This is a genomic window from Burkholderia sp. Bp8984, from assembly GCF_003853755.1.
In the GTDB taxonomy this organism is placed as follows: domain Bacteria; phylum Pseudomonadota; class Gammaproteobacteria; order Burkholderiales; family Burkholderiaceae; genus Burkholderia.
The window spans coordinates 42894-66470 of the sequence record NZ_QTQN01000004.1 but is presented as its reverse complement, the minus strand read 5'-3'; the positions used below and the strand labels follow the sequence as shown (position 1 = coordinate 66470).

Here is a 23577-nt window from a genome sequence, read left to right as displayed (position 1 = left end):
GGCAGTGTCGCAGGTTCGCGCGAGCGGTGGCAATCGTGGGGGCGGGTGACGCCGGGCGGCGTCGGTCAGGCGGCATGGTGCCCGGCGTCTGCGAATCGCATGTGTCGATCGCGCAGGTTCGAACGGGCCGCACGCGGCCCGTTCGCGTGATGCGTCATTGTGCGTTGCCGTTGTCCGAACGCAGTGTCCAGACCGTCGCGGTATTCGTGTTGTCGTCGACGGCCGCGAATTCCGGCTGGCCTTTGCTGCCGCGCCCGAACGCGAGCCCGAATGCCGCGCCCGGCACGGTATCGACCTGCATCTGCGCGACGAAGCGCCCGTCCACCGTGAATTCGACGATCTCGCTCGGTTGCAGCGGGTCGGGGTTGACCGCGTCGCCGTTCGCGGTCACGAGATGGCCGTTCGGCGCGAGCGCCAGCGCGAGCGGGCCGTGCAGGTGCGCCGCATCGAAGTAGATCATCCGTCCGACGCCGCCGTTGCGATGCGTCGTCGCGGCATTCTGGATCGCGAACACCGCGTTGTCGCCGGTCGAGGCGACATACAGGACGTCGATGTCGGGATCGTACGCGAGGCCGGTCGGGCCGACGACGAGCGCAGCGGGATCGGTCCGGTTCACGTAGCCCGATGCGATGATTTGCGAGCCCGGCAGCATCCTGACGCCGTCGCTGCCGATCATCAGCTCGATCCGTGCGACCGTCCCGTTCAGCACGTTCGACACGAACGCGGTCACGCGCTGGCCGCGGTCGATCACGGTCATGTCCCACGGTCCGTCGAGCAGTGTGGTGCTCGACAGTTGCGTGACGAGATTGCCTTGCGGACCGATGACGAGCAGCGAGCCCGGGGGGACCACGGTCTTGCCGTCCGGTGCCGGCACGTTGCCGACCAGCACGAAGCCGCTGCGCAGCACCGCGAGCGCGGTCGTCAGGCCGACATTGCTGCCCTGGAAGAACGTTGCCGGCGTCTTGCCGGGCGACAGCTTGACGACCGTCGTGCCGGTGCCTTGCGTGTTCGATGCCGCGTTGAAGTTGGATACGACGACGTCGCCCGGTTTCAGCGTGCTCCAGCTCGGCACGCCGCGCGGCACGAACGCGATGCCGTACGGATTGACGTCGCCGTTGGCGGGCACGGTCGACGCCGTGACCGACGAGACCGGCAGGATCGAATTGCCGCCGCCGGCCCACGCGAAAGCCGACGACAACGCGATCAGTCCCGCGCCGCAAGCCGCGCGGCATAGCGTGCGCGCCATCGTGCGACAGGCGTGGGCGAGGATCGGCGGGTGATCGGCAAACGCGGCGTCAAACACGGGCGGGGCGGGCGAACGACAGGATGGGAGAGGGTCCATGGCATGACTCCGGTTGATGATCGCGAGCAGTCATCCCGGCTGCCGGCCTGCGCAGCGCGCGGATGTCCGGCGCGGATCCGCAGTCTTGCCGTGCGAGTCCGCACTCGAAATAAACGGATCGCGACGGCCGGATATTCCATCCGGCGACGGGCATTGCACGCGAGTCGGCGCGCATTGTTCGCCGCCATGGCGACACGGCCTGACAAGTTGAAATCCGGACCGCCGTCGGCCGATAATCGTCCGGCATCGTTCCCAGTCAAACCGCAATCGCAAACATCGGAAAACGCCCATGTCCTACGACAACAACAACCCGTTCGCCCGGATCCTGCGCGGCGAACTGCCGTGCGTGAAGGTCGCCGAAGACGACGCAACGCTCGCGATCATGGATCTCATGCCGCAGGCCGACGGTCACGTGCTCGTGATCCCGAAGGAGCCGGCCGCGCAGATCTTCGAGCTGTCCGGCGACGCGGCCGCGGCCGGCATCCGCATGACGCAGCGCGTCGCGGCGGCCGTGCGCGCGGCGCTCGGGCCGGACGGCGTGTTCATCGGCCAGTTCAACGGCGCGGCGGCGGGCCAGACGGTCCCGCACGTGCATTTCCACGTGATTCCGCGCTGGGAAGGCGTCGAGCTGCGGATGCACGCGCGCGACATCGCCGATTCGGCGACGCTCGAATCGGTCGCCGAGCGGATCCGCGCGCGTTTCGTGTAACGCGCAGACGGCGCGTGGTTCGGGCGGCGCCAGCCGGCGCGTGCCGCGACGCCGGGCGCGCCTGTTTCAGCGGTCACACCACGTAACACGTGTAACCGCTCGCGAAACGTGTCCCGGTGGCCCCGGCGCTAGACTCCGCGCATTGCCGCATCGAGCGACGGGAAGGGCCGGTTGTCTCTTCCGTGCCGGCCGTCGCAGGCTGCGACGGCGTGGTTTTCGCGAGATGCAACGTGCCCTCTTCGCCGGGAATCGAGTCATGTACAAAATCCTCATCACCTTTGCGCTGATCGGCGGCCTGTCCGGCTGCTATGTCGCGCCGCCTTACGGCTACTACGCACCCGCGCCGGCCTACTACGGCTATGCGCCCGCCTATTACGCACCGCCCGTCAGCGTCGGCATCGGCGGCAACTTCCGCATTCGCTGACCGGGCGGCGGGCGCGGGCGCCGCCCGCACGTCGAGCGGCCCCGTCGTTCGACGCTTGGCCGCCGCTTCCCGCACGGACGACTCGCGCGCCGCATGACGGCGCGCGTGCGCATGGCCCGCCCGGGTTCCTATACTTCACAGGAAAGCCCACTCCGGCGAGGCAGCCATGGCCGTTACGCGCAAGGTCGCAATCGTGGCGAGCGTCTCCACGCTCGTCTATCTCGGGCTCGCCGTGCTCGGCATCGGCGGGTTCGCCGCCTTCTTCTCGCATCCGCAACTGACCGTCATTGCCGTCGCGACGCTCGCGCTGGCCGTCGCCGCGTTGTTCACCGAAGGCAACCTGAGCGCCGGCGAACGCGAGAACCGCGACAACCGCTGGGTGCTCGCGGCGTTCGCGGCCAGCGGGTTCCTGCTCGCTTACCTGCCCGCGCTGACCGACCGGCTCGACGTATGGACCTTCGGCGGCGACACGGTGCGCTGGATCGGCGTCGTGCTGTACGTCGCGGGCGGCGTGCTGCGCATCTGGCCCGTGTTCGTGCTCGGCAAGCGCTTCAGCGGGCTCGTCGCGATCCAGCCGGGCCACACGCTGGTGACGGACGGTATCTATCGGAGAATTCGCAACCCGAGCTATCTCGGCCTGCTCGTCAATGCGGCCGGCTGGGCGTGCGCGTTCCGCTCGGGCATCGGGCTGCTGCTCGTCGCGTTGACGATGATCCCGCTGGTCGCCCGCATCCGTTCCGAGGAAGCGTTGCTGCGCGCGCAATTCGGTGCCGAATACGACGCGTACTGCGCGCACACGTGGCGGCTGCTGCCGGGCGTGTACTGACCCTCGTTCGTCCTGGATGGCCCGGTCGATCCCGGCCGCCTCGTGGCGCACCCGCGATGTGTTGCCACGTGTGTCCGAACCCGCGCGACGGGCGCTTCCGGCACCGCCTTCGAGTGCGGCCGGCCCACGGCCGGAGCCCGTGCCGGCGGGCTTTGCAGGCGGTTTTCGGCAACCTTTTCCGGTCCTGTTGCGGTAAACAACTTGTTACCAGAATGTCGACGGCAAGGGGACACGACCGGTGCTATTCTTCGCCGCAAGCTCATTGAAATGAATTGGTCCGGGATTCGGCACAATGCCGGCATCGACGTCGATCGATTCAGATCGTCGTAACGAGCAGACCTTTAATAACCAGATTGCGAACAAGGAAGAATACGGGAATGTGGAAGAAAATCGCCCCCACTCTCGTCGTCGCCGTGCTGACCGGCGCGACCGCACTGCCGGCAATGGCCGGTGACATGAACAACGCGCTTGGCGGCGCGCTCGGCGGGGTTGCCGGCGCAGCGGTCGGCGGCGCGGTCGGCGGCAGCACGGGCTCCGTGATCGGCGGCGCGATCGGCGGCGGCGCGGGTGGTGCCGTGACGTCGAACCGTCGCGAACGCACCGGCGCGATCATCGGCGGCGCACTCGGCGGCGGCGCGGGTACCGCGGCCGGCAACGCGATGGGCGGCCGCACGGGCGGCCTGCTGGGCGCAGCCGTCGGCGGCGGCGCCGGCGCGGCGCTCGGCGGCAACCTGTCGCGCAACTCGTACGACCGCGGCGACTATGGCGATCGCGGCCATCGTCACCGCAAGCATCGCCATCACCGCGACTGGGACTGATCCCCGCGGGCGCGGCACGGTGCGCGCTTTGCGCACCGGCGCGCCCGACGCGTCGGCACCCGATCCGACGGCCGGCCCGGCAGCTTCAGCCGGGCGGCCGTCGCCGGCAAGACCGGCGGCTTCTCCCCTTCGGCAGTTCATGCCCAGCCTCGTTCGACGGCTTGGCGCCTTCTCTCCCGCCTGACTTTTCCCGCTTGTAGACGGCATTCTCCCGTTGCATCGACATGCAGCCGGGCAGGTTCGGCCGACCCCGTTTCGATATTGCTGATCGACGCGTTGGCGTCCGGTCATCAGGATTTCCCTCATGCGCCGACGCATCCGCGGCACGCGTTCGCCGGCCGTCGCGCACCGCGGCGGGTAGTGGGAAATCGAATGGATGGCATCGCAACATTTAATTGGTCGATCAGGATCGACTTCGCTATCGTCAACGCTGCCCGCGTACGGACTCGAACCGTGCCGTCCCCCGTGCCCCGCCGCATCACCCCGAGTGTCCGCGGCCCGGCCGCCGGACCCGCAAGCATGGGGCGCCCCGCCCGCTGAACCGGGCGGACCCGTCGCGAAGCCTGGCCGACCGAACGAAGGCGCCCGCGCTTTCAAGCCACCCCGGCAACGATGTCCCGCCGCCGCATGCGTGCCCCACGCGCGTGCCGCGCCTGCCGTTGCGACCCGGGGCCGGACCAACCCATTGCCTGGATGCTTTATGTCTAAGACAACGTATTACGCGCCGCATGGCGGCCACCCGCCGCAGACCGATCTGCTGACCGATCGCGCGATGTTCACCGAGGCGTACGCGGTCATTCCGAAGGGAGTGATGCGCGACATCGTCACGAGCTGGCTGCCGTTCTGGACCAGCACGCGCCTGTGGGTGATCGCGCGTCCGCTGTCGGGTTTCGCCGAAACCTTCTCGCAGTACATCGTCGAAGTGAACCCGGGCGGCGGCAGCGACAAGCCCGAGCAGGACAAGAACGCCGAAGCCGTGCTGTTCGTCGTCGAGGGCGAGGCCGAGCTGACGCTGCAGGGCAAGCAGCACACGCTGAAGCCGGGCGGCTACGCGTTCATTCCGCCGGGCGCCGACTGGACGCTGCACAACGTCAGCGATGCCGCCGTGCGTTTCCACTGGATCCGCAAGCACTACCAGGTCGTCGACGGCATTCCGCTGCCGGAAGCGTTCGTGACCAACGAGCAGGACGTCGAGCCGATCCCGATGCCGGGCACCAACGGCGCGTGGGTGACGACGCGCTTCGTCGACATGAGCGACATGCGTCACGACATGCACGTGAACATCGTGACCTTCGAGCCGGGCGGCGTGATTCCGTTCGCCGAGACGCACGTGATGGAGCACGGCCTGTACGTGCTCGAAGGCAAGGCCGTCTATCGCCTGAACCAGGACTGGGTCGAGGTGGAAGCGGGCGACTTCATGTGGCTGCGCGCGTTCTGTCCGCAGGCTTGCTATTCGGGTGGCCCCGGCCGCTTCCGTTACCTGCTGTATAAAGACGTGAACCGTCACATGAACCTGACGCTGAATCCGGCGCGTTAACGCGCCACCGCGCAAGTCGGATACGAAAGCCCGCCGGTGCAAGCCGGCGGGCTTTTTTCATTGTGACCTGTGACCCGTCCGGAAACAGATTGACACGTTTTGCGGGCGCGAAGAAGCGCCGGATAGAACAAGGAATCGAGCGGAAGCAGAACCGGTCGCTAAACCGAAATCAGGCCCGCTACCGCGTGGCCTCTATTACATTGTCGACACACAGACTGGCGGGCGCTTGGGACGGCTCCATGATTTTGCGCGCACGGCGCAACGGTTCCGATTCCGGGCACCGCCATCAAGGCATATGGAATCGTCGAGGTCAGGTAATGAAAGCGGTCCGCTACAGCATCAATGTTCTTGCAACGGGAGCTCTCGGCGTGCTGCTCGCGCGCTGGTTCGTCCGACTTCCAATCGAGACGTCGATTCCGTCAACCATCGAATCGGTGATGGCGCTTTTCGGCGTCGACACGATCGCACATGCCGATGATGTTGAAGGAGTCGGGCTCCTTCTCGTTCTCGGTGTTTGCCTTGGTATCGCGGGTCTGATCGTATGGGGCGTGAATCGGTTGATTCAGCGGTCGACGCTCCACGGTTGACCGACCACCTTCGCACGAAGCACCCCGCATGCGATCCGGATCGCGGATACGACTCTCGGCGCCGGGAAATCGGACACCTTCCCCGACGATGCCGACTGTAAAGTCGGTCATACGACCGTGATGGCGAGTTCCTCCGCATACGCATTCAACCGGTCACCTACCCGCACCTTCAGCGTATCGATGAACCGTTTGATCTTCGCGTCGACGAACTGGCGGGACGAATACACCGCGTACACGTTGCGCTGAGCGGTGTGGAATTCAGGCAGGACGCGAACGAGCGACCCTTTACGCAAATCGTCGATTGCCGAGAAAGCGGCGATCAGCCCGATTCCCGCGCCCTCCTGCAGCACCGTGGACATCGCGTCCATGTCGTTGACACTGAAGTGCGATCCCGTTGGACGATACACCGCCTCGCCGGCCCTGCCTTGCAGATGCCACTCGTCCGGTGCGTAATCGACCGTGCTCAGGAGCACACATGTGTGATCGACAAGATCTTCCACACACTCGGGAGCCGGATGCCGTGCCAGATAATCGGGCGACGCCGCCAGAATGCAATGGCTGGCGCCGATCTTCTGGCTCACATACGCCGAGTCCGGCAGTGTGCGCGCAATCACGATCGCAACGTCGAGCTGCTCTTCGAGCAGATTCGGCATCCGCTGCGACAGCATAAGATCGACCGATACTTCCGGGTATGCGCTTCGATAGGCAAGCACGGCTTGCGAAACAAGCTGACGGCCTAATCCCGGAACCGTGTGCACGCGTAATACACCACGCGGCTCCAGCAGCGCATCGCGGGCTTCTGCTTCTGCCCGCTCGATGTCCGACAGGATCGCAACGCTGCGCTCGTAGAAACGTCGCCCCGCATCGGTGACTACGAGCCGTCGCGTCGAGCGCTGCAGCAACCGCGTGTTGAGATTGTCCTCAAGTACCGAGACCGCTCGGGAAATGTTGCCGACAGTCGTATCGAGGTGGTTTGCAACAGCCGTGAAACTGCCCATCTCGACCACTTTCGCAAACACCGACATGGTGTGAACCTTGTCCATTACGCATCCCTGGCTTTGAATTTTTCGTCGAATCGCTGCGTTTCGGCCCGCGCGAGCCTGTGATCATAGGGCCCGCGCCTGTTTCGTGCAGTCAGCGTGCGACCGCGTGTCGTTTTTGTGCATCCTTTCAATATGCCTTCATGTTCATCGGGGATTTTCTCTCCGGAGACAAGATTCATTCTTTCCGGCCCCCCTAAGTTGCCGTCCGCTTCACGTCTAGACTTGGTCCCGAAGTCAGGCAGTCGGAACACGGACGTTTCATACCCGAGCCCAGCCCGACACGGCGAATCATCCCGGCACGGCGTGGCGGCACGGTCCCCCAATCCGGCTCGCGGCGAACACATATTGAATCGCAATCCTAACCATAAAGGTTAATACCATGGACATCACTTACGACGCACTTCATCTTTTCATCAACGGCGAATGGATCGGCGCGAGCGAACGCGAAACGGCGCCGGTGATCAACCCCGCCACGCAAATCGAGATCGGCCGCGTCCCGCTGGCGACGGCAGCCGACCTGGATCGCGCCCTGCAGGTCACTGCACAGGCGTTCGACGTCTGGCGCAACACCGTGCCAGCCGAACGCGCGCGCATTCTGAAGCGCGGGGCGGAACTGATGCGCGAGCGCGCCGAGCACATCGCCACCGTCATGACGCTCGAGGAAGGCAAACCGCTGGCGGAAAGCCGTGACGAAGTCCTGCGTGCCGCGGACTACTTCGAATGGTTCGCCGAAGAGGCGCGCCGCATCGACGGCCGTGTGGTGCCGTCCAATCGCCCGGGTGTGCAACAGCTCGTGAAGAAACAGGCGATCGGGCCCGTCGCCGCATTCACGCCGTGGAATTTTCCCGCGATCACCCCGGCGCGCAAGCTCTCCGCCGCACTCGCCGCCGGATGCAGTGTCATCATCAAACCCGGCGAGGAAAGCCCCGCAACGGCGCTCGCGCTGGCACGCGCACTGGACGACGCCGGTTTGCCGAAGGGCGTGCTTCAGGTCGTATTCGGCGTGCCCGACCAGGTGTCGAAGCAGCTGATCGCTTCCCCGGTCATCCGGAAGGTGACGTTCACGGGCTCGGTGCCGATCGGCCGTCTGCTGTCGGCGCGCGCAGCCGAAGGCGTCAAACCCATCACGCTGGAGCTGGGCGGCCACGGGCCCGTCCTCGTATTCAACGATGCGGATGTCGAAAAGGCCGCGGTCGAAGGCGCGGCGAATCGCTTTCGCGGTACGGGCCAGATCTGCATCTCATCGACGCGCTTCCTGATCCAACGCGACGTCTACGACGAGTTTGTCGGGCACTTCGTGCGCGCAGCCAACGCGCTCAAGGTCGGCAACGGCTTGGATGCGGGCACGCAGGTCGGGCCGCTGGCAAATCCGCGCCAGCTTGCCAAGATGGAGGAACTCATCGCCGATGCGGTGGAGCGTGGCGCAAGGGTCCTCGCCGGCGGAAAGCGCATCGCGGGAGAAGGGTATTTCTTCGAGCCCACGGTCCTCGCCGACGTACCGAAGGACGCGCGTGTGATGCACGAAGAACCGTTCGGCCCGATCGCGGTGCTGATGCGCTTCGATGCCCTTGCCGACGGGCTCGCCGAAGCGAACCGGTTGCCATACGGGCTCTCCGCCTACGCATTCACGCGCAGTGCGCGCACGGCCATTGATGTAGCAGACGGTCTCGAAGCCGGCATGATCGGCATCAACCAGTACCGCATCGTTTCGACCGAACTGCCGTTTGGCGGCATGAAGGAAAGCGGCCACGGCTCGGAAGGCGGCGCCGAGGGCATCGAGTACTACCTCACGCGCAAGTTCATCAGCCAGGCCTGAAGGGGGATCGCCATGTCTCATACGCATTTCGACAGTCCGCGCGAGGCCGCGCGTGCCTTCACGCCGAAGCTCTCGGCATTCGTCGACGACACGCTCTATCCGCGGATCTGGAGCGATCCGGCGCTCTCGCCGCGGGACCGCAGCCTCGTGACCGTCGCCGCGCTGATCGCGGGGGGCCATCTCGACGAGTTGCCGGCGCACCTGCGCCGCGCGTTGGCAAACGGCGTAACCCGCGAAGAACTCGCCGCGACGATCACTCACCTCGCGTTCTATGCGGGGTTTCCTGCGGCAATCTCGGCATCGGCCGCGGCGCAGGCAACGCTCGGCGCGCAACCCCGGTCCGACGATTTCGCCGGCCATTCATCCACGACGCAGGACGGTTTGAAATGAAAGCCATCACATTCAACGAATTCGGCGAGGCCGAGGTTCTCCAGCTCGCCGACGTTCAGGCTCCCGAGGTTCGCCCCGACGATCTGCTGGTACGCGTCCATGCCGCAGGCGTGAATCGCGCGGATCTTACGCATCGGCGAGGAGGATACGGCCGTCCGAACTTCGGCGACTCGACGATCATGGGGCTCGAAATCGCCGGCGAGGTGATCGAGACGGGACCTTCCGTGCAGGGTTACAAGGTCGGTGATCGTGTAATGGGCGTCGTGGGCGGCGGGGCCTATGCAGAACTGGCGCGCATTGACTGGAGAATGGCGATGCCCATTCCGGCAACGATCGACTACGTGCACGCGGCTGCGATACCGGAAGTCTTCGTCACGGCGCACGAAGCGTTGTTGCATCTTGGCCGCTTGCAGCGTGGCGAATCGGTGCTTATTCACGCAGCGGCGGGCGGGGTGGGTTCCGCGGCGGTCCAACTGGCCTACGCAACCGGCGCGACGATATTCGCGACCGCCGAAGCCTCGAAGCTGGAACGGATCGTTCAACTGGGTGTGGACCATGCGATCGACTACAAGACGCAGGACTTTTCGGAAGTCGTCGCAAGCAGGACAGACAAACGCGGCGTCGACGTGGTTATCGACTTCGTGGGCGCGCCGTATTTTTCCCGGAATGTCGCGTCATTGGCAAACGGCGGCCGGCTGGTGCAGGTCGGCATACTCGGCGGCGGCGGTGACGTGAGCGTGAGTCTCGAACAGATCCTGTACCGTCATCTGCAAATCATCGGCACGGTGATGAAGTCGCGCGACCAGCGCGAGAAGCACGCGATGGTTCGGCGGTTTCGCGAACATTGGCTGGACCGCTTTGCGGGAGGAGCGGGCCTGGAGCCGGTCGTCGACAGCGTGTTTCCTCTCGCCAATGCCGCGGCTGCCCATCGACGGATGGAGTCGGCCCTGAACGTGGGAAAGATCATTCTGACGATGACCGAAAACATCTGAAGTGACGCTTGTTCACGTCGCATGCCTGTGCACGAAGCGGTTTGGCGGTTAAGCGGAGCGAAGCGGTCACTCGGCCAACTTGCGTGAGCGACCGCTTCTGGCCGGATACGGTGGTCTTCGCCGCTTTCCCTCGGAAATCCGCTACGGACCGAGCGCGATTGCCGCGAGTTGCGCAACCTGCAGCCGCGTATCGGGCGGCAGGCCGTCTTCCATCAACCACAGGGCCGACAGCCCCGACCACGCGAGAATCCATTGCAGCAACCACCGCCGGTCGAGCTGTGCGGCATCCGCAACGAGCACGACGCGACGCTCGAAGCGCGCGGGAGCCACAGCGATGTCGTGCGCGGGATTGCAGAACAGGTTCGCGTAGTCGAACGTGCGGTCGCCACGAAGCCCCTTCGGGTCGATCGCCAGCCAGCCGCGATCGCCGAAATACAGCAGGTTGCCGTGATGGATGTCGCCGTGCAGCACGACGTCATCGACGGGCGGCACGGCCAGCAGCCGGTGCGCCGTCTCGGCAGAACGCCGCAGCACGTCGTCGTCCGTGTCGTGCGACAGCAGCGCGTGGAACCAGTCGGGCAGCGGCACGGCCGCGGGCGGTGCCGGTGCGCGATTCGCATGCAGCCGCGCGACCACGCGACATGCGATCCGGATCGCGTCGTCATCGTGTCCCGCGGCGGACAAGCCGGCGAGCGTCGGCGCCGGCTGCGCGCGTTCGAGCAGTACCGCGTCGCTGTCGTGCAACCACACGCGCGCGGCGCCATCCCCGTTCCACCAGGTCATCAGCGCATTGCCGCGACGCTCTTCGTCGCAGGTCGCGACTTTCAGCATTGCCGGCCGTGTGCGCCAGACGACCGGCAACAGGCCGCCGCTCGCGGTCAGGATCGGGCCGCCGTCGGGAACGAGGCCCCACAGGTCGAGGTATCGATCGAACATCCGACGATGGTACAAGCGAACCGGCTCGCGCGCCCGGTGCGCTCGGCCGTGACGACATGCCATAGGCCTGCGTGCACCGCGCGAGCGGCCCCCGCCGGGCTTTCCTAAATAAAATTTAGCCAGCCAAACTTTGGCTGAAGAATGTTCCGGTTTCGCGCCATCCCTTCGACAATGCGCGCCTTTCGCGACGATCGGCGCCACTCGCGCGCCGGCCGTCGCGGCACTGAAGAAGGAGCCCGACATGACCGACCCCACCGCCAACCCATCGCCGCCCCCCGCGCCACCGTCCGCACCGTCACGCCGCCGCCGCGCATGGCGCATGCTCGCGGGCGCGCTGCTCGGCCTGACGCTCGCGTGCGCGGGCATCGGCGCATGGACGATTCACCGCATCTGGACGCAACTGCCGTCCGTCGAACATCTGGCCGCCTACCGTCCCGCGCTGCCGCTGCGGATTTTTTCGCGCGACGGCGACCTGTTGGCCGAGTACGGCGTCGAGCGCCGCGAGTTCGTGCCGCTCGAACGCATTCCGCCGCTGATGCGCCACGCGCTGCTCGCGGCCGAGGACGCGAAGTTCTACCAGCACGGCGCGATCGACGTCGGCGGCCTCGCGCGCGCGACCTTCGCGAACGTCGTGACCGGGCAGCCGGGGCAGGGCGGCAGCACGATCACGATGCAGGTCGCGCGCAATTTCTACCTGACACGCGACAAGGTGCTGAGCCGCAAGCTCGCCGAGATCCTGATGGCCATCAAGCTGGAGCGCGAATACGGCAAGGACAAGCTGCTCGAGCTGTACATGAACCAGATCTATCTCGGCGAGCGCGCGTACGGTTTCGCGGCGGCCGCGAACGTGTATTTCGGCAAGCCGCTCGACGCGCTGAGCGCGGGCGAGGCGGCCGTGCTCGCCGGATTGCCGAAGGCGCCGTCCGCGTTCAACCCGGTCGTCAATCCGGCGCGCGCGACCGCGCGGCGCAACTACGTGCTCGGCCGCATGCACGCGCTCGGCGAACTCGACGAGGCGACCTATCGCGAGGCGGTCGACCTGCCGATCGTGCTGGCGACCACGCCGCCGCCCGGCATCGTCGCGGCGCCGTACGTCGCGGAGCGCGCGCGCCGGATGATGGTCGAGCGCTTTCACGACGACGCCTATACGCTCGGCCTCGACGTGACGACGACGATCTCGATGCGCGACCAGCGCGCGGCCGAGGCCGCGCTCGGGCGTACGCTGCGCCGCCAGCCCGGCAAGCGCGATGTGCGCAACGGGCTCGAAGGCGCGCTCGTGTCGCTGGATGCGGCGACGGGCGACATGCTCGCGCTCGTCGGCGGCGCGGATTTCGGCCGCAACGTGTTCGACCATGCATTGCAGGCGTATCGCCAGCCGGGGTCGAGTTTCAAGCCGTTCGTCTATTCGGCGGCGCTGGAGAAGGGCTACTTCCCGGGCGTGCTGGTCGACGATACGCAGCGCACGCTCACGCATGCGGAAACCGGCGCGCGGCCGTGGCGTCCGCGCAATTTCGGCAACCGATACGAGGGCTTCATCCCGGTGCGGCGCGGGCTCGTGCGCTCGAAGAACCTCGTCGCGGTCAACCTGATGCAGGCGGCCGACGCGCGCTACGTGCAGCAGCATGCGGTGGGCTTCGGTTTCGACGCGCGGCGCAATCCGGCGTCGCTGCCGCTCGCGCTCGGCGCGGGCGCCGTGACGCCGCTCGAACTCGCGAGCGCGTACGGCGTGTTCGCGAACGGCGGGATACGGATGGTGCCGCGGCTGATCCTGTCGGTGAAGCAGCGTCATGGCAGCGCGATGTACGAGGCGACGACGCCTGAAGGCACGCGCGTCGTGTCGGTGCGCAATGCGTTCGTGATGGACAGCATGCTGCGCGACGTCGTGCGGGCCGGCACCGCGCGCGGCGCGCTCGCGCTGCGCCGCGACGACACGGCCGGCAAGACGGGCACGTCGAACGGCTCGAAGGACGCGTGGTTCGCCGGCTATTCGTCGGGCATCGTCGCGGTCGCGTGGCTCGGCTACGACACGCCGCGCCCGATGGGGCGCGCGACCGGCGCGACGCTCGCGCTGCCGGTCTGGCTCGACTACATGAAGACGGCCGTCGACGGACGTACGCCGGTCGATGCGACGCCGCCGCAGGACGTCGCGCTCGTCGACGGCGATTTCGTGTACGCCGAATACATGCGCGGCACTTGCACCGCCGACATGCCGCCGTTCATCCGCAGCCGTTTTGCCTGTGGCGGTGCGCCGGCGTCCGATGCGCCGGACGGGCGCGGCATGTCCGGCGAGCCGATGCCGGCCGCCGTCGACGCGGCCGAACGCGAACGCGTGCTCGACCTGTTCCGTACCGAAGACTGAGGCGCGCGATGCATACGCTTTATCTGATCGCGATCGTCGCGGAGGCGATGTCGGGCGCGCTGATGGGCATGCGGCGCGGGATGGACCGCTTCGGGCTCGCGCTCGTCGGCGCGGTCACGGCGCTTGGCGGCGGCACCGTGCGCGACGTGCTGCTCGGCCACTATCCGCTCGGCTGGATCGCGCATCCCGAGTACCTCGTGATCACGCTCGCCGCGGCGACCGTCGCGTCGTGGGCCGCGCGGCACGTCGCGCGCATGAAGACGCTGTTCGTCACCGTCGACGCGATCGGCCTCGCGGCGTTCACGATCATCGGCTGCGACATCGGCGCGTCGACGGGCACCGCGCCGATCATCGTCGTGCTGGCCGGTGCGATCACCGGCGTGTGCGGCGGGATGCTGCGCGATCTGCTGTGCAACGAGATGCCGCTGATCCTGCGCGACGAACTGTATGCGAGCGTCGCGTTCTTCACGGGCACGCTGTATGTCGGGATCCAGCATCTCGGCGTCGATGCCGGGTTCGCGACGGCGGTTGCGCTGGCGGCCGGCTTCACGATGCGGATGCTGGCCGTACGGCTCGGGTGGAAGATGCGCACGTTCGGTGTCGCGGACGTCGAGCGTTGAGCGAGGGTGCCGCACGGACGCGACGATACGCGTGTTCTACGCCGGCACCATGAGCGGCGGCGCCCCGTCGCCCGTTTCCACCATCCTCACGGCGAATCCGTAGCACTGCGCGATATGGCCGGGCGTCATCACGTCGCGCGGCGCACCCTGCGCGACGATCGTGCCGTCCGCGAGCATCGCGATCGTATCCGCGTGCCGCGCGGCGAGGTTCGGATCGTGGACGATCGCGAGCACGCCGAGCCGCCACTCGCGCGCTACCGTGCGCACGGTATCGAGCAGCCGGTGCTGGTGCGCGAGATCGAGCGCGGCGGTCGGCTCGTCGAGCAGCAGGTAGCGCGGGCTCGGCTGCGCGTCGTCGTCCGGCCACAACTGCGCGAGCACGCGCGCGAACTGCACGCGTGCGAGCTCGCCGCCCGACAGCGTCGTCACGTCGCGGCCGACGAGCGCGTCGGCGCCCGCGCGTTCGAGCGCCTGCCATGCGATGTCGCGATCGCAATGCGCGATCACGTGCCGCGGGCCGCCGCGCCGCGCATGCGGATAGCGGCCGAGCAGCACGATTTCGTCGACGCTGAACGGAAACGCCGGTTGCGCGGCCTGCGGCAGCACGGCGCGCAGGCACGCGAGCCGCGCCGCGTCGATGTGCGCGAGCGGTTCGCCGTTCAGCGTGATGTCGCCGGTCACGCGCACGCCGTTCGGCGCGACGCTGCCGGTCAGTTCACCCGCCAGGGTCTTCAGCAGCGTGCTCTTGCCCGCGCCGTTGCGACCGAGCAGCGCGGTCACGCGGCCGGGTTCGATCGACAGCGACAGGTCGTGCAGAACGGTGCGGTGCCGGCGGGCGACGCCGAGATGATGGGCAGTCAGCATGATGGGTGCATGAAGGATCAGCCGCCGAGCGCGCCGCGGCTTTTCCACAGCAGCGCGAGAAAGAACGGTGCGCCGAGCAATGCGGTGAGCACGCCGAGCGGAATCTCGGCGGGCGCGGCGACGGTGCGCGCGGCGAGATCGGCGGCGAGCGTCAGCAGCGCGCCGAGCAATGCGGCGCCGGGCAGCACGACGCGCTGGTCGGGGCCGCACGCGAGGCGCACGCAGTGCGGCGCGACGAGGCCGATGAAACCGATGATGCCCGCGCACGACACGAGCGCGCCGACCGCGAGCGCGACCGCGACGAGCACGCGCCGCTTGAGCCGCTGCACGGGCACGCCGAGGTGCAGCGCCTCGGTTTCGCCGAGCTGCAATGCGTTGAGCGCGTCACGGTCGCGCGCGAGCAGCACGCAGCCGATCGCGACGCACGGCGCGACGGCCGCCAGCGCGGACCATTGCGCGCCGCCGAGGCTGCCGAGGCTCCAGAACGTCAGCGAACGCAACTGCGCGTCGTCGGCGACGAACGTGAGCAGGCCGATCGCCGCGCCGACCAGCGCGTTGATCGCGATGCCGGCGAGCAGCAGCAGCGGCAGCGCGAGCCGGCCGCGCGACGCGGCGAGCCGGTAGACGAGCGCCGCGACCGCGAGCGCGCCGGCGAACGCGGCGACGGGCAGCACGGCCGCGCTCGCGTGCGCGGAGAACAACGCGGGGCCGAGCACGATCGTCGTCGTTGCGCCGAGCGCCGCGCCGCTCGACACGCCGACGAGCCCCGGGTCGGCGAGCGGATTGCGGAACAGTGCCTGCATCGCGGCGCCGGCCGCGCCGAAGCCGCCGCCGACCAGCAGCGCGAGCACGACGCGCGGCGCGCGGATGTCGAACAGCACCGCGCCTGCCTGCCGGGCGGCCGGGTCGCCGCTCAGCGCGGCCCAGGCCTCCGCCAACGGAATGCGGTACGCGCCCACGCACAGCGCGATGACGGACATGACACACACGAGCGCGGCCAGCGCGGCCAGCGCGAACGGTACGAGGCGGCGCGACGCGCCGACGCGCGCGGCGCTGGCATGCGATACGTGCGACCGCGCGGGGAAAGGCGAAGCATGAACAGGCATCGGGACGCTCCGGAATCAGGCGAGCGCATCCGACAGGCGCCGGTGCAGGGTCGTGACGGCGAGCGGCAGGCGCGGACCGAAGCCGAGCAGGAACAGCGCATCGAGCGACACGACGCGCCGTGCGCGGCCGGCCGGCGTCGCGCCGAAGCCGGGCGCGGCGAGCAGCGCGGCGCGCCCGCCGACCGCCGCGAGTCCTTCGTCGGAGATCAGCACGATGTCGGGGGCGGCGGCGGCCAGCGCCTCGGTCGTCAGCGGCTTGTAGTGATCGAAACCCTGCATCGCGTTGCGCGCGCCCGCGTAGCGGAGCATCGCGTCGGCGGCCGTGCGCTGGCCGGCGACGAGCGCCTGGTTGCCGGTATGGTTCAGCACGAACAGCACGCGCGGCGGCTGCGCGCCGCCGGGCACGCGCGCGGCGACCGCGTCGCGCGCGGCCTGCCAGTCGCGATCGAAGCGTTGCAGCAGCGCGGTGCCCGCGTCGCGTACGTCGAGCGCTTGCGCGACGCCGGTGATCTTCGCGCGCACCGAATCGACGTCGTGCCGCTCGTCGAACGTCGTGACCGCGACGCCCGCGCTTCTCACCTGCGCGATCGCGGCGGGCGGGCCGGCCTCCGCCGACGCGAGCACGAGATCGGGCCGTAGCGACAGCAGCCCCTCGGCCGACAGCGCGCGCTGGTAGCCGACCTTCGGCAGGCGCTTCGCGGCGTCCGGGTACGTGCAGGTCGTGTCGGTGCCGACGAGCCGGTAACCGCGCGCGTCGGCGCCGCCGAGCGCGAACGCGGTTTCCGCAAGCGCACCGCCGATCACGACCACGCGCTTCGGCGCGGCTTGCGCGAGCGCTCGGCCGGGCAGCGCGCCCGCGAGTGCGCTGGCGATCGCGCCCGCGAGCACGACGCGGCGTCGCGGCTGGAACGATCGCGCGCTCACCGCGCGTCTCCGCGCGCCGCCGACGGCAGCGTCGCGACGAGCGCGCGCCAGTCGTCGCGTTCGACGCGGCCGGGCTTGCGTTCGCCGAACAGCAGCGCGACATGGTCGCCCTGCCGGTCGAACAACTCCAGCGACGTGACGATGCCGTCGCTCGTCGGCTTCTTCACGACCCACGCGGCGGCGATCAGGTCCTCGCGCACGTGCAGGTTGAAGCCCGGGTCGAGCACGTTGATCCATGCGCCGACCTCGCGCACGTTCGCGACGGGGCCCGTGTGGATCTGGATCATCCCTGCATTGCCGACGAACACCATGATCGGCTGGCCGCTGCCCGCGGCCCGTTCGAGCACGTGACGCAGCGCGCGCGTCGCCTCGACCGGATACGCGTACCGCGGCTCGGCGAGGCGCAGCGCCTGCATGCGGCTCACGCCGAAGCGCTGCGTGATGCCGAAGAACTGATGCGTGTCGGTCATCGCGTCCCATGCGGCGCGAAAGCCTGCGACGTCGATCCCGGTATCGGCCCGCTCGGGCGTTTTCGGTGCGGCGGGCACGACGTCGAGCCCCGGCTCCTGCGACGCCGCGCGCCAGCGTTCGACGAACGCGTCGTACGCCGCGTGATCGCTGTGCGCGCGCAGGTAGACCTTGTGGATCGCATGACCCTGCGCGTCGAAGAACTGCAAACTCTTTAGCGGACCGTGTGAGGTTTCGTCGCGCACCGCGAACGCGGACGCCCAGTGACGGTAGAAGATGCGCAGGTCGATGTCGCCGAGCGCGAGGCCGACCGGGCCGTCGTGGCTCATCTGCGCATATTCGCCGTCCTTCTCGTGGACGGCCGTGTCGTTGCGCGTGAGCGCCATCACGCGGCCGAGGCGCGGCATTTCCTCGAACATCGCCGGAAAGCGCGCGTCGAGCCGCACCACGTGCTCGCCGACGAACGCGGCGAGCGCCTCGCCTTCGCTGACGCCGAGCGCCTGCGCGACGTCGCGGTTGCGCAGCTGGCGCTCGGCCTTGAGCTTGACGAATGCGTCGCGCAACGCGGCGGGCGCGCGGGCCGGCGTGGCCGGCTGGCCGGGAAGGGCGGAATGCATCATGTCGGACTCCTTCAAGTAACGGTTGGGCAGGAACGCGCGATCGCGCGCATCAGAAATCCACTTTCATGCTGACGGCGACGGTGCGTCCGGACGACGTATACGCGTCGAGCACCTGCGAATCGGCGGCGATGCCGCGCACGTCCGACCAGTTCCAGTATTTGCGGTCGAACAGGTTGCGGATGCCGATCGTCGCGCTCACATGCTTGTTGAAGCGGTAGCCGCCGCGCAGGTCGACGACGAACGACGACGGCGGCGCGAAGCACGCCTTGTTCGAGCAGTCGGACTTGTCGATGTCCTTGTCGCGTTTCGCGGCCTGGAACAGCAGGTCGGTCTGCACGAACCAGCGTTCGCCGGGTTCGTAGCGCACGCCGAACACCGCCGAGAACGGATTGATCGTGTTCAGCGGCTGGCTCGCCGCGCCGTCGTTCCGCGTCGAGCCCCTGGTGAACGCCATCGCGGTCTTCAGCGTGACGCCGTTCGGCATGATCCATTCGGCACGACCTTCGAGGCCGTGGATGCGCGCGTCGGCGAAGTTCACGTACTGGAACACGAACGGGTCGGTTGGCCGGCCGCCGCCCGCGATCGTCGTGCGCGCGATGAAGTTGCGGTAGCGGCCCGTGAACGCGGCCGCGCTGTAGCGCACCACGCCGTAGCCGGTGCCGGCCTTGCCGCGCAGGCCGGCTTCGAACGTGTCGCTGGTTTCGGGCTTCAGGTTCGGATTGCCGATCGACGTGTAGCCGTACACCGGGTTCGAGAAGCTGCTGTTCACCTGGTCGGGCGTCGGCGCGCGGAAGCCGTGCGCGTACTGTGCATACGGAATCAGCGCGGGCGTGATCTCGTAGAGCACCGCGACGCGCGGCGACACTTCGTTCGCGCTCGTCGACACCGCGGTGCCGGTGAACAGCGGATCGTTGCGCGTCGGGCTCAACCGGTACGTGTCGAAGCGCAGCCCCGGCGTGACGAGCAGGCGGCCATAGCCGACCTGGTCCTGCACGAACGCGCCGAACAGCGTGTAGTCGGTATCGGGAAACGCCTTGTTCGGGAACGCCTCGCCGACGCCCGGCACCGTGCCGTCGCGCAGGTTCGTCACGCGCGACAGGCTGCCGTCGACGCCATACAGCAGCTTGTGCGCGAGCGGGCCCGTCGAGAAGCCGCTTTCGGCGAACGCGGCGCCACCGAACGTGCGCTCCTTGTACTGGTTGTCGCGCGAGCGCGATTTCAGCGGCGCGCCGCGCGTCTCGAACGCGTATTGATCCTGCATCGCATCCTGGTAGTAGAACTGAACGTGTGCGTTCTGAAACCAGCGCAACGCATCGTCGCGGAAGTCGTAGTCGATGCTGAAGCGGTTGCGCTCGAGCCGGTCGTGCGTCGTGAGCCCGAGCGTGCCGGGCGGGTTGATCGCCGACAGCACGTCGGTGCTCACGCGGCGCTGCACGGTTTCCGCGGTGAATTTGATCGTGTCGCCCGCGGTGGGTGTCAGCACGAGCTTGCCGAGCAGCGATTCCGAATAGACGTCCTGCGGGTTCGACGTCGTGCGCAGCGTGCTCGCGGAATTGTCGCTGCCGCGCGTGTCGACCTCATGGCCGCGCCGGCCGTCGGCGATGATCATCCCCTGCACGCGGTCGTTGCCGCCCGCGGCCGACACCGTCGCGCCGACGCTGCGGTCGGCCGAGTCGTAACCCGGCCGGAGCGAGAAGTAGGTGGGTTTGCCGTAGATCGACAGCAGGTCGCGCGGATCCTTCGTGATGAAGTTCACCGCGCCGGTCAGCCCGTCGCTGCCGTACAGCGCCGATGCCGGCCCGCGCAGGATCTCGATGCGCTTGAGCATGTCGAGATCCGCGTAGTCGCCGCGGCCGGCTTCGAGCGGCCCGAACGAGAACGCGTTCGGCAGGCGGATGCCGTCTTCCATCAGCAGCACGCGATTGCCTTCGAGGCCGCGGACGTTGATGCTCGAATCGCCGTCGCGGCCGCCGCCGAGCGCGGCGCTGCCGGGGCGGTACGCGGTGCGGCGCACCGTGACGCCCGGCTCGTAGCGCAGCGCGTCCTTGATGTTGGTCGCCTGCTGCTCGTCGAGATCGTCGTCGCTGATGACCGACACGGACGCGGCCGTGCGGCTCGCGGCGGTGGCGGTGCGGGTGGCCGTGACGGTGACGGGGTCGAGCAGCGCCGCATTGCCGCGCGTGGATGCGGCGGCGGTGGTCAGCACGGCAGATGAAGGGTTGGCGCCTTGCGGCGACGAATCGGCGTAAGCCGGGGCGGCGGACAGGCCGAACGCGCCGAACAGCGCGGCACAGATCGGCCGCCGCGCCAGCGGATAGCAATGCACAGGTGGTCTCCCATTGACGATGACTAGCCCGAAGGCTGGCTGGGTGACGCGTTCACCTGGCTGGCCCATTCGCGCGCGGCAGGCGGCGAACGGCGAATTGAAAGGGAATTGATGATTCGTTCAGTGTAAATGAGAACTATTATCAATACAAGAACGGAAAGCGGCGTCTGAGGACGTGCGCCGCCGGCGCGGACCGGACGCGCCGCGCAGGGGCAAATTCGGGAGAAGCGGGCCGGCGCGGGTCCGTTATCGGCGTGAGCAGAGGCCCTATGCGAGCGATTCGATGCGAATCAGCAGGTTGCGCGCATGCGCGATGAACGCGTCGTGTGTCGCGCGATCGCCGTGACCTTCGAAGCCGGCCTGTTCGGCGAACGCGAGCTGTTCGGCGTAGAGGTCGACGAGCGCGCTGCGTGCGTCGGGCGGAAGCGCGCGGATCATCGTGACGAGCAGCAGTTCCTGCGCGCGCAGCATGCCGGACAGCGATTGGGGGTTCATGCCGACCTCCTCGAACGACGCGGCGGCGTGCCGCTCATTTCATAGTAGGTGGTCGGCGCGCGCAGCGGAAATCAGCCGGCGGCCGTCGCCGTCCGTGCATCGCGCACGACCTGCGCGACGCGTTCGACGAATTCGGGGTCGACGCTCGACAGCGCTTCGCGCTTGCCGTCGGGCATCTCGACCATCAGCCGGTACGTGATGTCCTGCGTGGTCCAGGCGAGATAGCCGACGACGGCGAGCATCACGCCGACGACCAGCGCGGCGCTCGATCCGCCGATGCCGCCGGCAATGGCGGCGACCACGCCGATCAGCGAGATCAGCGACGGCACGAGGCGATTCTTCGGGATCTTGACGACGTCGACGTTGCGGATGTCACGCAGCGGGAAGACCTGCCCGGCGGCCGACAGGCCGTTGCGCGTGACCATCACGCCGCGTTCGTTGAATGCGTTTTCCATCGTATGGTGCGTGGACGAAAACGCGCAGCGTAGCAGACTTCGTTGCCGCGTCAAACGAGACCGAGTGCCGCACGATGCGTGCGGGCCGGCCGCGCTGCGGGCAGGGACGGGTAACGAGGCGTAACGAGGGGGAAGTCAGAACTGCAGCTGGCCGTCGCCGTACAGGCGGCCCGGCACGTGCGACGCGACGACCTCGGCGATCTCTTCGTCGGTCGATTCGGCCGGCACGATCTGGCGCCGCGCGGGCGCGTCGAGATGCATCGTCCATTCGACGAGCCGGTACGGGCGGCCCCATGGGCGCTGCATCGCCACCGACACGCGGCAGCTCTGGACCGGTAGCGAATGCTGACGCGTCAGAATCGCGTGCAGATGGCTGAAAACGGTATCTTCGATCATCTTGGCCTCCGATCCTGTCTTGCGGGCAGTTGATGGCGGTGCCGTAGTGGGTCTCAAAAAAAAGAAGCCGCCGATGCTCAGGCGGCCAACAGGGGGGGTGAGAGCATCCTCTCAGCCCAGAATTAAGCGAAACTTAAAAGCCCATAAAAAAGCGCCCCGCATGGAGCGGGGCGCTTCGTGCCGTCGTCATCCGCGCGATGAGCGGACGAGTTAAGCGGATGCTTTAGAACTTGTGGCGGATACCGACGCGCGCGGCGATCTGGTTCGTCGCACCGTTGCCCGACGTGCTGAAGTAGCTCGTGCTCGAGCCGATCTGCGCCTGCACGTTGTTGCCCGACGCCTTCTGGCCGATGACCAGCGCGTACACGTCCGTACGCTTGCTGAGTGCGTAGTCGAGGCCGATGTTGCCCTGGTTCCAGTGTGCCGAGTTGCCGCTTTGCGTGGCGTTCGTGTACGTGTAGCCGACTGCTGCCGACAGGGCCGGCGTGATCGCGTACTTCACGCCCGCTTCATACGCGTTGTAGAACGTGCCCGATGCGCCAGCCGCGATCGGGGTGAACTGCGTGCGCGTCCAGAGCAGCCATGCCGTTGCCGGCCCGAAGAGGTAGCGGCCACCGACGCCGTACGTGCGCAGGTCGCGGATGTTCGTCAGCGCGATGTTCGCGATCGACGTCGAGAATGCCGGCGTCGACTGGCTCGGGAAGCGGATGTCCGTGTAGGCGGCGCCGAGCGCGAACGGGCCGTTCGCGTAGTTCAGGCCGAAGCTGTATGCGCGCGACGAACCGGCCGTCGTCGTGGTGCCCGTCGTGGTCGACGGTGCGCCTGCGAAGTCGGTCGAGTTCGAGAAGCCGTACAACGCGCCGAACGTGAAGCCGGCGTAGTTCGCGCTCTGGAACTTCACCGAGTTGTTGATGCGGCTCGACGTGAGCTGGTCGACGTCGTTCACGTGGTACGCGTAGTTACCCGCGACCGTGTTGCCGCCCGTCGAGTAGTTCGAGCCGAGGATGTCGGTCGAGAACGAGTACTGACGGCCGAACGTGACCGTGCCGTATTGCGCCTGGCTCAGGCCGACGTATGCTTGACGGCCGAAGATCGCGCCGCCCTGGCCGATCGTGCCGTTGCCGCTGTTGAAGCCGTTTTCGAGCACGAAGATCGCCTTCAGGCCGCCACCGAGGTCTTCGGTGCCGCGCAGGCCCCAACGGCTGCCCTGGGCCACGCCGTCGTCGTACTTGAACAGCTTGCCGCTGCCGCCGTTCGCGGTCTTGCTGTGGTTCACGTAGCTGATACCGGCATCGATGACACCGTACAGGGTCACGCTGCTTTGTGCGTGCGCCGTGCCAGCCGTTGCTGCGAGGATGGCGATGGTCAACAGTTTCTTGTTCAAAGGATTCTCCGAGCGAGTAAATGGCGTGTCCAGTTGCGGTTCCGGCGCTCTCTATGGGCGCTTTCACGGACCGGTCGCAACTTTATCGGCGGGCCACGTAATGAATGTGACAGCCTTTGTCATATGACAAATCTGTGGTG

The 23577-nt window shown here is 67.7% G+C and carries 23 protein-coding genes; 11 read left to right on the top strand and 12 right to left on the bottom strand.

Annotated features, from left to right (window positions below; all coding sequences use genetic code 11):
* Nucleotides 1-154 precede the first annotated feature (154 nt).
* On the bottom strand, nucleotides 155-1342 hold the full coding sequence (locus DID98_RS05925) for a hypothetical protein (protein ID WP_185500309.1): 1188 nt from the start codon (nucleotides 1340-1342) through the stop codon (nucleotides 155-157).
* Between the two features lie 289 nt (nucleotides 1343-1631).
* On the opposite strand from DID98_RS05925, the gene DID98_RS05920 reads away from it, so the two are divergent.
* The 6 genes from DID98_RS05920 (at nucleotide 1632) to DID98_RS05900 (ending at nucleotide 6243) form a co-directional block, all read left to right on the top strand.
* Entirely contained in the window at nucleotides 1632-2051 is a 420-nt protein-coding gene (locus DID98_RS05920; protein WP_044848523.1) for an HIT family protein, read from the top strand.
* 256 nt (nucleotides 2052-2307) lie between these two features.
* Nucleotides 2308-2475 carry a hypothetical protein gene (locus DID98_RS35740; protein WP_185500310.1) on the top strand — a complete coding sequence of 56 codons (168 nt, stop codon included), beginning with the start codon at nucleotides 2308-2310 and terminating at the stop codon, nucleotides 2473-2475.
* A 166-nt stretch (nucleotides 2476-2641) separates the two neighbouring features.
* Nucleotides 2642-3301 carry an isoprenylcysteine carboxylmethyltransferase family protein gene (locus tag DID98_RS05915; RefSeq protein WP_124486108.1) on the top strand — a complete coding sequence of 220 codons (660 nt, stop codon included), beginning with the start codon at nucleotides 2642-2644 and terminating at the stop codon, nucleotides 3299-3301.
* Nucleotides 3302-3678: 377 nt separating this feature from the next.
* A complete protein-coding gene (locus tag DID98_RS05910) occupies nucleotides 3679-4119 on the top strand; it encodes a hypothetical protein (protein WP_124486109.1) in 441 nt (146 codons plus the stop codon).
* 700 nt (nucleotides 4120-4819) lie between these two features.
* Nucleotides 4820-5656: a bifunctional allantoicase/(S)-ureidoglycine aminohydrolase gene (locus tag DID98_RS05905; RefSeq protein ID WP_124486110.1), complete on the top strand. Its 837-nt coding sequence runs from the start codon at nucleotides 4820-4822 to the stop codon at nucleotides 5654-5656.
* Nucleotides 5657-5745: 89 nt separating this feature from the next.
* On the top strand, nucleotides 5746-6243 hold the full coding sequence (locus DID98_RS05900; protein ID WP_124486111.1) for a hypothetical protein: 498 nt from the start codon (nucleotides 5746-5748) through the stop codon (nucleotides 6241-6243).
* A 107-nt stretch (nucleotides 6244-6350) separates the two neighbouring features.
* Here DID98_RS05900 and DID98_RS05895 read toward each other — a convergent pair whose 3' ends face one another.
* The gene (locus DID98_RS05895) at nucleotides 6351-7286 is read right to left on the bottom strand and encodes a LysR family transcriptional regulator (RefSeq protein ID WP_124486112.1); all 936 of its coding nucleotides are present in this window, start codon (nucleotides 7284-7286) and stop codon (nucleotides 6351-6353) included.
* Between the two features lie 379 nt (nucleotides 7287-7665).
* Between DID98_RS05895 and DID98_RS05890 the strand changes: the two genes are divergently transcribed.
* From DID98_RS05890 to DID98_RS05880, 3 genes are read left to right on the top strand one after another with little or no spacing between them, the layout of a single operon-like run.
* Entirely contained in the window at nucleotides 7666-9102 is a 1437-nt protein-coding gene (locus DID98_RS05890; RefSeq protein WP_124486113.1) for an NAD-dependent succinate-semialdehyde dehydrogenase, read from the top strand.
* Nucleotides 9103-9114: 12 nt separating this feature from the next.
* Nucleotides 9115-9492, top strand: a complete 378-nt coding sequence (locus tag DID98_RS05885) for a carboxymuconolactone decarboxylase family protein (RefSeq protein WP_124486114.1) — start codon at nucleotides 9115-9117, stop codon at nucleotides 9490-9492.
* Complete coding sequence (locus DID98_RS05880) at nucleotides 9489-10484, top strand: NAD(P)H-quinone oxidoreductase (RefSeq protein WP_124486115.1); 996 nt, start codon at nucleotides 9489-9491, stop codon at nucleotides 10482-10484. The genes DID98_RS05885 and DID98_RS05880 overlap by 4 nt, the downstream gene beginning before the upstream one ends.
* A 141-nt stretch (nucleotides 10485-10625) precedes the next feature.
* Here the strand turns inward: DID98_RS05880 and DID98_RS05875 are convergent, their stop codons facing one another.
* Nucleotides 10626-11420: an aminoglycoside phosphotransferase family protein gene (locus DID98_RS05875; RefSeq protein ID WP_124486116.1), complete on the bottom strand. Its 795-nt coding sequence runs from the start codon at nucleotides 11418-11420 to the stop codon at nucleotides 10626-10628.
* A gap of 241 nt (nucleotides 11421-11661) precedes the next feature.
* Here DID98_RS05875 and DID98_RS05870 point away from each other — a divergent pair, with 241 nt between their 5' ends.
* Both DID98_RS05870 and DID98_RS05865 read left to right on the top strand, forming a co-directional pair.
* The gene (locus DID98_RS05870; protein ID WP_124486117.1) at nucleotides 11662-13779 is read left to right on the top strand and encodes a penicillin-binding protein 1A; all 2118 of its coding nucleotides are present in this window, start codon (nucleotides 11662-11664) and stop codon (nucleotides 13777-13779) included.
* 8 nt (nucleotides 13780-13787) lie between these two features.
* On the top strand, nucleotides 13788-14399 hold the full coding sequence (locus DID98_RS05865; RefSeq protein WP_124486118.1) for a trimeric intracellular cation channel family protein: 612 nt from the start codon (nucleotides 13788-13790) through the stop codon (nucleotides 14397-14399).
* A gap of 36 nt (nucleotides 14400-14435) precedes the next feature.
* Here DID98_RS05865 and DID98_RS05860 read toward each other — a convergent pair whose 3' ends face one another.
* The 9 genes from DID98_RS05860 to DID98_RS05820 all read right to left on the bottom strand — a co-directional run bounded on the left by DID98_RS05860 (nucleotide 14436) and on the right by DID98_RS05820 (nucleotide 23437).
* Complete coding sequence (locus tag DID98_RS05860) at nucleotides 14436-15263, bottom strand: heme ABC transporter ATP-binding protein (RefSeq protein ID WP_124486119.1); 828 nt, start codon at nucleotides 15261-15263, stop codon at nucleotides 14436-14438.
* 17 nt (nucleotides 15264-15280) lie between these two features.
* Entirely contained in the window at nucleotides 15281-16369 is a 1089-nt protein-coding gene (locus DID98_RS05855; protein ID WP_124486120.1) for an iron ABC transporter permease, read from the bottom strand.
* Between the two features lie 15 nt (nucleotides 16370-16384).
* Entirely contained in the window at nucleotides 16385-17293 is a 909-nt protein-coding gene (locus DID98_RS05850) for a hemin ABC transporter substrate-binding protein (RefSeq protein ID WP_124486121.1), read from the bottom strand.
* Complete coding sequence (locus tag DID98_RS05845) at nucleotides 17290-18381, bottom strand: hemin-degrading factor (RefSeq protein ID WP_124486122.1); 1092 nt, start codon at nucleotides 18379-18381, stop codon at nucleotides 17290-17292. The genes DID98_RS05850 and DID98_RS05845 overlap by 4 nt, the downstream gene beginning before the upstream one ends.
* Nucleotides 18382-18430: 49 nt before the next feature.
* Nucleotides 18431-20707, bottom strand: coding sequence for a TonB-dependent hemoglobin/transferrin/lactoferrin family receptor (locus tag DID98_RS05840; RefSeq protein ID WP_124486123.1), 2277 nt, complete (start codon nucleotides 20705-20707; stop codon nucleotides 18431-18433).
* Nucleotides 20708-20974: 267 nt separating this feature from the next.
* On the bottom strand, nucleotides 20975-21202 hold the full coding sequence (locus DID98_RS05835; protein WP_124486124.1) for a hypothetical protein: 228 nt from the start codon (nucleotides 21200-21202) through the stop codon (nucleotides 20975-20977).
* Nucleotides 21203-21273: 71 nt separating this feature from the next.
* Nucleotides 21274-21657: a DUF6232 family protein gene (locus DID98_RS05830; RefSeq protein WP_124486125.1), complete on the bottom strand. Its 384-nt coding sequence runs from the start codon at nucleotides 21655-21657 to the stop codon at nucleotides 21274-21276.
* Between the two features lie 135 nt (nucleotides 21658-21792).
* Nucleotides 21793-22053: a DUF2866 domain-containing protein gene (locus DID98_RS05825; RefSeq protein WP_044849042.1), complete on the bottom strand. Its 261-nt coding sequence runs from the start codon at nucleotides 22051-22053 to the stop codon at nucleotides 21793-21795.
* 223 nt (nucleotides 22054-22276) lie between these two features.
* Nucleotides 22277-23437, bottom strand: coding sequence for a porin (locus tag DID98_RS05820; protein ID WP_124486126.1), 1161 nt, complete (start codon nucleotides 23435-23437; stop codon nucleotides 22277-22279).
* Nucleotides 23438-23577 lie beyond the last annotated feature (140 nt).

Coding starts and splice junctions, on each gene's coding strand:
- DID98_RS05925 (WP_185500309.1), bottom strand. CDS start 1,342: ATGGACCCTCTCCCATCCTGTCGTTCGCCCGCCCCGCCCGTGTTTGAC.
- DID98_RS05920 (WP_044848523.1), top strand. CDS start 1,632: ATGTCCTACGACAACAACAACCCGTTCGCCCGGATCCTGCGCGGCGAA.
- DID98_RS35740 (WP_185500310.1), top strand. CDS start 2,308: ATGTACAAAATCCTCATCACCTTTGCGCTGATCGGCGGCCTGTCCGGC.
- DID98_RS05915 (WP_124486108.1), top strand. CDS start 2,642: ATGGCCGTTACGCGCAAGGTCGCAATCGTGGCGAGCGTCTCCACGCTC.
- DID98_RS05910 (WP_124486109.1), top strand. CDS start 3,679: ATGTGGAAGAAAATCGCCCCCACTCTCGTCGTCGCCGTGCTGACCGGC.
- DID98_RS05905 (WP_124486110.1), top strand. CDS start 4,820: ATGTCTAAGACAACGTATTACGCGCCGCATGGCGGCCACCCGCCGCAG.
- DID98_RS05895 (WP_124486112.1), bottom strand. CDS start 7,286: ATGGACAAGGTTCACACCATGTCGGTGTTTGCGAAAGTGGTCGAGATG.
- DID98_RS05890 (WP_124486113.1), top strand. CDS start 7,666: ATGGACATCACTTACGACGCACTTCATCTTTTCATCAACGGCGAATGG.
- DID98_RS05885 (WP_124486114.1), top strand. CDS start 9,115: ATGTCTCATACGCATTTCGACAGTCCGCGCGAGGCCGCGCGTGCCTTC.
- DID98_RS05880 (WP_124486115.1), top strand. CDS start 9,489: ATGAAAGCCATCACATTCAACGAATTCGGCGAGGCCGAGGTTCTCCAG.
- DID98_RS05875 (WP_124486116.1), bottom strand. CDS start 11,420: ATGTTCGATCGATACCTCGACCTGTGGGGCCTCGTTCCCGACGGCGGC.
- DID98_RS05870 (WP_124486117.1), top strand. CDS start 11,662: ATGACCGACCCCACCGCCAACCCATCGCCGCCCCCCGCGCCACCGTCC.
- DID98_RS05865 (WP_124486118.1), top strand. CDS start 13,788: ATGCATACGCTTTATCTGATCGCGATCGTCGCGGAGGCGATGTCGGGC.
- DID98_RS05860 (WP_124486119.1), bottom strand. CDS start 15,263: ATGCTGACTGCCCATCATCTCGGCGTCGCCCGCCGGCACCGCACCGTT.
- DID98_RS05855 (WP_124486120.1), bottom strand. CDS start 16,369: ATGCCTGTTCATGCTTCGCCTTTCCCCGCGCGGTCGCACGTATCGCAT.
- DID98_RS05845 (WP_124486122.1), bottom strand. CDS start 18,381: ATGATGCATTCCGCCCTTCCCGGCCAGCCGGCCACGCCGGCCCGCGCG.
- DID98_RS05835 (WP_124486124.1), bottom strand. CDS start 21,202: ATGAACCCCCAATCGCTGTCCGGCATGCTGCGCGCGCAGGAACTGCTG.
- DID98_RS05830 (WP_124486125.1), bottom strand. CDS start 21,657: ATGGAAAACGCATTCAACGAACGCGGCGTGATGGTCACGCGCAACGGC.
- DID98_RS05825 (WP_044849042.1), bottom strand. CDS start 22,053: ATGATCGAAGATACCGTTTTCAGCCATCTGCACGCGATTCTGACGCGT.